At 66.9% G+C, this 6,901-nt stretch carries 6 protein-coding genes; all 6 read left to right on the forward strand.

What is annotated here, in order from left to right:
• The first annotated feature begins 3 nt into the window (after window positions 1-3).
• Genes AC1DSC_RS07805 through AC1DSC_RS07830 form a run of 6 tightly spaced genes read left to right on the forward strand, consistent with a single transcriptional unit; the run spans window position 4 to window position 6,571 of the window.
• Window positions 4-1,017, forward strand: coding sequence for an ABC transporter substrate-binding protein (locus AC1DSC_RS07805; RefSeq protein WP_062362122.1), 1,014 nt, complete (start codon window positions 4-6; stop codon window positions 1,015-1,017).
• Window positions 1,018-1,064: 47 nt separating this feature from the next.
• Window positions 1,065-1,844 carry an ABC transporter ATP-binding protein gene (locus tag AC1DSC_RS07810; protein ID WP_012746997.1) on the forward strand — a complete coding sequence of 260 codons (780 nt, stop codon included), beginning with the start codon at window positions 1,065-1,067 and terminating at the stop codon, window positions 1,842-1,844.
• A 9-nt stretch (window positions 1,845-1,853) separates the two neighbouring features.
• Window positions 1,854-3,284, forward strand: coding sequence for an enolase C-terminal domain-like protein (locus AC1DSC_RS07815; protein WP_012746996.1), 1,431 nt, complete (start codon window positions 1,854-1,856; stop codon window positions 3,282-3,284).
• Between the two features lie 32 nt (window positions 3,285-3,316).
• A complete protein-coding gene (locus tag AC1DSC_RS07820; protein WP_012746995.1) occupies window positions 3,317-4,480 on the forward strand; it encodes a Gfo/Idh/MocA family protein in 1,164 nt (387 codons plus the stop codon).
• 16 nt (window positions 4,481-4,496) lie between these two features.
• A complete protein-coding gene (locus AC1DSC_RS07825) occupies window positions 4,497-5,684 on the forward strand; it encodes a dihydrodipicolinate synthase family protein (protein ID WP_012746994.1) in 1,188 nt (395 codons plus the stop codon).
• An 8-nt stretch (window positions 5,685-5,692) separates the two neighbouring features.
• Window positions 5,693-6,571: a sugar phosphate isomerase/epimerase family protein gene (locus AC1DSC_RS07830; RefSeq protein WP_012746993.1), complete on the forward strand. Its 879-nt coding sequence runs from the start codon at window positions 5,693-5,695 to the stop codon at window positions 6,569-6,571.
• The last annotated feature ends 330 nt before the right edge of the window (window positions 6,572-6,901 follow it).

Raw genomic sequence — 6,901 nt, forward strand, 5'->3', positions numbered from 1 at the left:
GTCATGAAGAAACTGCTTCCCTCGCTGCTCGCCATCTCGGTCCTTGCCGCGCTCGCCAGCTTTGCCATCGCTCCCGCACATGCGCAGGCCGACAAGCCCAAGGACAAGGTCACGCTGATGCTCAACTGGTACCTGTACAGCGAGCATGCGCCCTTCTTCCTCGGCAGGGAAAAGGGCTTCTACGCCGACGAGGGCATCGAGCTGGAGATCCAGGAAGGCCGCGGCTCCGCCGTCACGGCGCAGGCGGTGGCCGCGAAGTCGGCGACCTTCGGCTACATCGACGTCACGACCATGATCAAGGCCGCCGCCAAGGGCGCGCCGCTGAAGTCGACCGGCGTGCTGTTCCAGGTGAGCCCGATGTCGGTCATGGGCTTCAGCGAGAAGAACATCAAGGCGCCCAAGGACATCATCGGCAAGACCGTGGCCGTCACGCCGGGCGACTCGATGTCGCAGATGTGGCCTCTTTTCCTCAAGGTCAACAACATCAAGCCCGAGCAGGTGAAGATCGTCTCGGGCGATGGCCAGACCAAGCTCAATGCGGTGATCAACGGCCAGGCCGACCTGCTGCTGGGCTACGTGATGGACCAGGCCATCAAGCTGCAGGACGCCACCGGCAAGCCCGTGACGCCGATCCGCTTTGCCGACTCGGGCGTGAACCAGATCAGCTCCGGCATCATCGCCAACAAGAACCTGCTGGCCGAGAACCCCGACCTCGTGAAGCGCTTCATGCGCGCATCGACCAAGGCCGCCGAAGCCGCCGAGAAGAGCCCCGAAGCCGCGGTCGACGCCATGCTCAAGGCCAACCCGAAGGCCGGCGTGCGCGACACGCTGATCGTGGGCATGAAGCAGAGCGTGGCGCTCTACCACACGAAGGAAACGGCCAACCAGCGCCCGTTCCGCGTGGCGATGAAGAACGTGAACGACTCGCTCGACCTGCTGGTGCAGTACGGCGGCATGGACGCCTCGACGCGCGGCAAGCCGGAAGACTACGTCACCCTCGACTTTCTCCCGAACTGATCTTTCGTCCGCGCGCCCGCTCGCTGTTGCCACCCCTCACGCACTCCATGTCCCAAGCCAACCTGATCGAAGCGCGCGGCGTCGCCAAAACCTACCAGAGCAAGGACGGCCCGGTCGAGTCGCTGAAGCCGCTCGACTTTGCCATCCGTGAAGGCGAGTTCGTCTCGGTCGTCGGCCCTTCGGGCTGCGGCAAGAGCACGCTGCTCAAGATGGTGGCCGGCCTGCTGCCGATCAGCGGCGGCGAGCTCACGCTGGCGGGCAAGCCGATCAAGGGGCCGCAGAAGGACGTGGGCATCGTGTTCCAGAGCGCGGTGCTGCTGCCCTGGCGCAGTGTGCAGGACAACATCCTGCTGCAGGCCGAGATGCGCCACCTGCCCAAGGCCGCCTCCGAGGCCCGGGCGCGCGAGCTGATGGAGATGGCGGGCCTCAAGGGCTTCGAGGGCAAGTACCCCTGGCAGCTTTCGGGCGGCATGCAGCAGCGCGCGTCGATCTGCCGCGCGCTGCTGCACGACCCCTCGGTGCTGCTGATGGACGAACCCTTCGGCGCGCTCGACGCGATGACGCGCGAGAAGATGAACCTGGAGCTGCAGCGCATCTGGATGGCCTCCAGGAAAACCGTGATGCTGATCACGCACAGCATCCCCGAGGCGATCTTTCTCTCGGACCGCGTGATCGTGATGAGCGAGCGCCCCGGCTCGATCGCCGCGGTCTACGACATCGACCTGCCGCGCCCGCGCACGCTCGACGTCATGGCCTCGGCCGAGTTCGGCGCCTACACCAAAGAGGTGCGCGCGCACTTTTTCTCGCAGGGTATCCTGGACCACTGAGCCGCACCCATGGACGCGCCCCGTTTCCACGTCGAGGAGATCCGGTTTGCCGAGCGCGACGTCGCGCTCAGGCTGCCGTTCCGCTTTGGCGCCGCCACCGTCACGGCCTGCCCGCAGGTCTACGTGCGGGCGCGCATCCGCTTCGAGAACGGCCGAACGGCCGAGGGTTGCGCAGCCGAGATGATGGTGCCCAAGTGGTTCGACAAGAACCCGGCGCTCACCAACGAGCAGAACTTCGAGCAGCTTCGCTTTGCGCTGCGCGATGCGCGCGAAGCCTATCTGGCCGAGGACGAAGCGCAGACCGCCTGGACGCACTTCGCATCGAACTACGCCGCGCTGCAGGCCCGCGCGAAAGCCAAGGGCCTGCAGGCGCTGGTGGCGAGCTACGGCCCCGCGCTGATCGACCGCGCGCTGATGGATGCGCTGTGCCTGCACACGGGCCAGAGCTTTGCCGCGGCGATGAGCGCCAACCTGTGCGGCATTGATGTTGCCGGCAGCGGGCTGGCCGACGATCTCGCGGGCTTCGGCATGTCCGGCTTCCTGGCCGGCCGATCGCCGCGCAAGAGCATCGCGGCGCGCCACACGGTCGGCCTGGCCGATGCCATCGACGACAGCGACCCGCTGCCCGATGCGCCGGCCGACGGCCTGCCCACCACGCTGGCCGCGGCGGTGCAACGCTACGGGCTCACGCATTTCAAGCTCAAGCTCTGCGGCCACACGGCGCAGGACATCGCGCGCCTGGAACGCATCGCCCGCGTGATCGACGGCCACGCGCAGCTTGTGACGCTCGACGGCAACGAGCAGTACGCCGATGCCGGCGACTTCGCCGTCTTCCTCGACCGCATGCTGTCGACGCCCGTGCTGTGGAGGCTCGCGCAGAAGACGGCCTTCGTCGAACAGCCGATCCGCCGCGACGCCGCCCTGCGGCGCGACGTGGCGGCGCTGGGCAAGCGCATTCCCCTGCTCATCGATGAATCCGACGCCATGCTCGATGCCTTCGTGCAGGCCCGTGCGCTGGGCTACACCGGCGTGTCGAGCAAGAGCTGCAAGGGCTTCTACAAGTCGGTGGTCAATGCGGCGCGCTGCGTGCACTGGAATGCTTCTGAGAAAGCGGACCGCTATTTCCTGTCCGGCGAAGACCTGACCATGCAGGCCGGCATCGGCGTGCAGCAGGACCTCGCGCTGGTCGGCTGGCTCGGCCTCTCGCATGTCGAGCGCAACGGACACCATTACGTCAACGGCCTTGCGGCCGTGCCCGAGGCGGAGCAGCAGGCCTTGCTGAAGCTGCATCCCGGCCTCTACGAACCGAGCGACGGCGCCGTGCGCCTCGCCATCTGCGGCGGACAGCTAGCCCTGTCGCCGCTCGCCACCGCGCCCGGCTTTGCCACCGGCAAGCCCGGCGCCGGCATCTCGTGGGACGCCATGCGTTCCGTCTATTGAAGCACCTCTCTCGCATCCCAAGGAAGAAAACGATGGCCACCCAACGACTCGGAATCATCATGCACGGCGTCACCGGCCGCATGGGCATGAACCAGCATTTGATCCGCTCCATCTGCGCGATCCGCGCCCAAGGCGGCGTCACGCTGTCGAACGGCGACAAGGTGATGCCCGACCCGATCCTCATCGGCCGCAACGCCGAGAAGATGGAAGCGCTCGCCAAGGCCCACAACATCGCGCGCTGGGGCACCGACCTGGACGCGGCGCTCGCCAACAACGACGACACGATCTTCTTCGACGCCGGCACCACGCAGATGCGCCCGACGCTGCTGGCCAAGGCGATCCGCGCCGGCAAGCATGTGTACTGCGAAAAGCCCATCGCCACCAATCTCAATGAGGCCGTCGAGATCGCGCGCCTGGCCGAAGGCTCGGGCCTGAAGCACGGCGCGGTGCAGGACAAGCTGTTCCTCCCGGGCCTGCGCAAGCTCGACATGCTGCGCCGCGCGGGCTTCTTCGGCCGCATGCTCAGCGTGCGCCTGGAGTTCGGCTACTGGGTGTTCGAGGGCGACCTGCAGCCGATCCAGCGTCCGAGCTGGAACTACCGCAAGGAAGACGGCGGCGGCATGATCCTGGACATGATGTGCCACTGGCGCTACGTGCTGGACAACCTGTTCGGCGAAGTGAAGTCTGTGTCGTGCATTGGCGCCACGCACATCCCCAGGCGCTGGGACGAAGCCGGCAAGCCGTATGAAGCCACCGCCGACGACGCGGCCTACGCCACCTGCGAGCTCACGGGCCACAACGGCGAGCCGGTGATCGCGCAGATCAACATGAGCTGGGCCACGCGCGTGCGCCGCGACGACCTCGTGACCTTCCACGTCGACGGCACCGACGGTTCGGCCGTGGCGGGCCTGTCGAGTTGCCGCGCCCAGTCGCGCGTGGCCACGCCGCGGCCGGTGTGGAACCCGGACGAGAAGCAGATGATGAATTTCTTCGACCAGTGGCAGGAGATTCCGGATTCGCAGGTCTACGACAACGGCTTCAAGATCCAGTGGGAGCACTTCATCCGCCACGTGGTGGAGAACGAGCCCTACAAGTGGACCTTGCCCGAAGGCGCCAAGGGCGTGCAATTGGTCGAGGCTGCGCTCGAATCGTGGAAGGACCGCCGCTGGGTCGACGTGCCTGCGCTGAAGGTCTGAAGAAGAAGCACAAGCCATGGCATTGACGCTGACCCTTCCCACCGCGAGCGGCGCGCTCGCGCCCTACGCCCTGCGCGGCATCGCGCCGGTGAAGCCCGATGCGGGCATCAAGTTCAACCGCATCGCCTACTCGGCCGCGCACGTGGTGGCCGACCCGCTGGCCGCGGTCGACCCCTGGCTGCAGGCCGCCGTCGACTGGGACGCGACCATCGCCTACCGTCGCCACCTGTTCTCGCTGGGCCTGGGCGTGGCCGAAGCCATGGACACCGCGCAGCGCGGCATGGGCCTGGACTGGCCGACCTCGCTCGAGCTGATCCGCCGCTCGCTCGATGCCGCGAAGGACGTGCCCGGCGCGCTGGTCGCCTCGGGCTGCGGCACCGACCACCTGAACCTCGACGAGGTCAAGAGCGTGGACGACGTGATCCGCGGCTACGAAGAGCAGATGGCGGCGATCGAGGCGCTCGGCGGCAAGCTGATCGTGATGGCGAGCCGTGCGCTCGCGCGCGTGGCCAGGAGCCCTGCCGACTACGAGCGCGTGTACGACCGCATCCTGTCGCAGGCCAGGCAGCCGGTGGTGCTGCACTGGCTGGGCGAGATGTTCGATCCGGCGCTGGCCGGCTACTGGGGCACGAAGGACACCGACGCCGCGATGGACACCGCGATCGGCATCATCGCGGCGCATCCCGACAAGGTCGACGGTATCAAGATCTCGCTGCTTGACAAGGACAAGGAAATCGCGATGCGCCGCCGCTTGCCAAAGGGCGTGCGCATGTACACGGGCGACGACTTCAACTATGCCGAGCTGATCGCCGGCGACGGCTTCGGCCGCGAGCCCACGCACGGCAAGAGCGACGCGCTGCTGGGCATCTTCGACGCCATCGCGCCGGCTGCGAGCGCGGCGCTGGGTGCGCTGGCCCAAGGCAATACGGAAAAATTCCACGCGATCCTCGGCCCGACGGTGCCGCTGTCGCGCCACATCTTTGCGGCGCCCACGCGCTTCTACAAGACCGGCGTGGTGTTCATGGCCTGGCTCAACGGCCACCAGAAGCACCTCACGATGGTGGGCGGCCAGCAGAGCACGCGTTCGCTGCAGCACTTCGCCGAGCTGTTCCGGCTGGCCGATGCGGCCAACCTGCTGGAGCAACCGGAGCTGGCGATGCGGCGCATGAAGACGCTGCTTGCGCTGCACGGCGTGGACAATTGATCGAAGCCATGCGCAACTTCTCGCAGAACCACGACTGGCTGTCGATCAACACCGCCACCATCCGCAAGCAACTGGGCGCCGAGGTGCCGCTCGACCGCATCATCGACCAGTGCGCCGAACGCGGCATCCGCGCGATCAGCCCCTGGCGCGACCAGGTGGCGGCCGTCGGGCTCGACAAGATCGCAAAGCAGCTGAAGGCGCATGGCATCGGCCTTTCGGGCTACTGCCGCGGCGGCTTCTTTCCGGCGGCGAATGCGGCGGGCCTCCAGGCCGCGCTCGACGACAACCGCCGCGCTATCGACGAGGCCAAGACGCTCGATGCGCCTTGCCTCGTGCTGGTGGTCGGCGCCCTGCCCGGCGCGCTCGAAGGCAAGCCCGCCTACAAGGACATCGCCCGCGCGCGCGGCGAGGTGCGCGACGGCATTGCCGCATCGCTCGAATACGCACGCGAAGTCGGCATGCCGCTGGCCATCGAGCCGCTGCATCCCATGCAGGCGGCCGACCGCGCCTGCATCAACACGCTCGAACACGCGCTCGACATCTGCGACGAGCTCGATGCGGGCAAGAGCGGCATGCTGGGTGTGGCGCTGGACATCTATCACGTGTGGTGGGATCCGAAGCTGCAGCAGCAGATCGCGCGCGCCGGCCGCGCGCGGCTGCTGGCGTACCACGTCTGCGACTGGCTCACGCCCACGCGCGACCTGCTCTCGGACCGCGGGATGATGGGCGACGGCGTGGTCGAGCTCAAGAAGATCCGCGGCTGGGTCGAGGACGCGGGCTTCGCGGGGTTCAGCGAAGTCGAGATCTTTTCGAATCTCGACTGGTGGCAGCGGGCCGGCAGCGAAACACTCGACGTGTGTATCGAACGGCACAGGCAAGCCGTCTAGCAAAAGTATTCGGAGCTTTTGTTCGGGCCTCGTGCCCAGGCCACCGGGTACTCCCCTCCGCGAATGTCCCCCGCCTTCGGCTCCTCCTTTATTTCGCTGCGGGGAGCACCCGATGCCCTGGGCACAAGGCACGCTCTGGGTGCACAGCTGATCAACGACCGCTCCGTATAACGCTCCCGCTGATGGGGTGCCTTGCGCAGCGAAATGAATGCGAAGGGACTTCTCGCTTCCTGGTCACGGCATCGAGTGCCAAGATTGATTTGCGAAGTCAATCTGAAACCTTTGGAAGGAGAAGCCCCATGAACGAGATTACCCGAGTCGGCATCGATC

The organism is Variovorax sp. 01N425, from assembly GCF_056399465.1.

Bases quoted from the DNA above. Each gene is read 5' to 3' on its own strand.
- AC1DSC_RS07810 (WP_012746997.1), top strand. From the start codon at position 1,065: ATGTCCCAAGCCAACCTGATCGAAGCGCGCGGCGTCGCCAAAACCTAC.
- AC1DSC_RS07820 (WP_012746995.1), top strand. From the start codon at position 3,317: ATGGCCACCCAACGACTCGGAATCATCATGCACGGCGTCACCGGCCGC.
- AC1DSC_RS07815 (WP_012746996.1), top strand. From the start codon at position 1,854: ATGGACGCGCCCCGTTTCCACGTCGAGGAGATCCGGTTTGCCGAGCGC.
- AC1DSC_RS07805 (WP_062362122.1), top strand. From the start codon at position 4: ATGAAGAAACTGCTTCCCTCGCTGCTCGCCATCTCGGTCCTTGCCGCG.
- AC1DSC_RS07825 (WP_012746994.1), top strand. From the start codon at position 4,497: ATGGCATTGACGCTGACCCTTCCCACCGCGAGCGGCGCGCTCGCGCCC.
- AC1DSC_RS07830 (WP_012746993.1), top strand. From the start codon at position 5,693: ATGCGCAACTTCTCGCAGAACCACGACTGGCTGTCGATCAACACCGCC.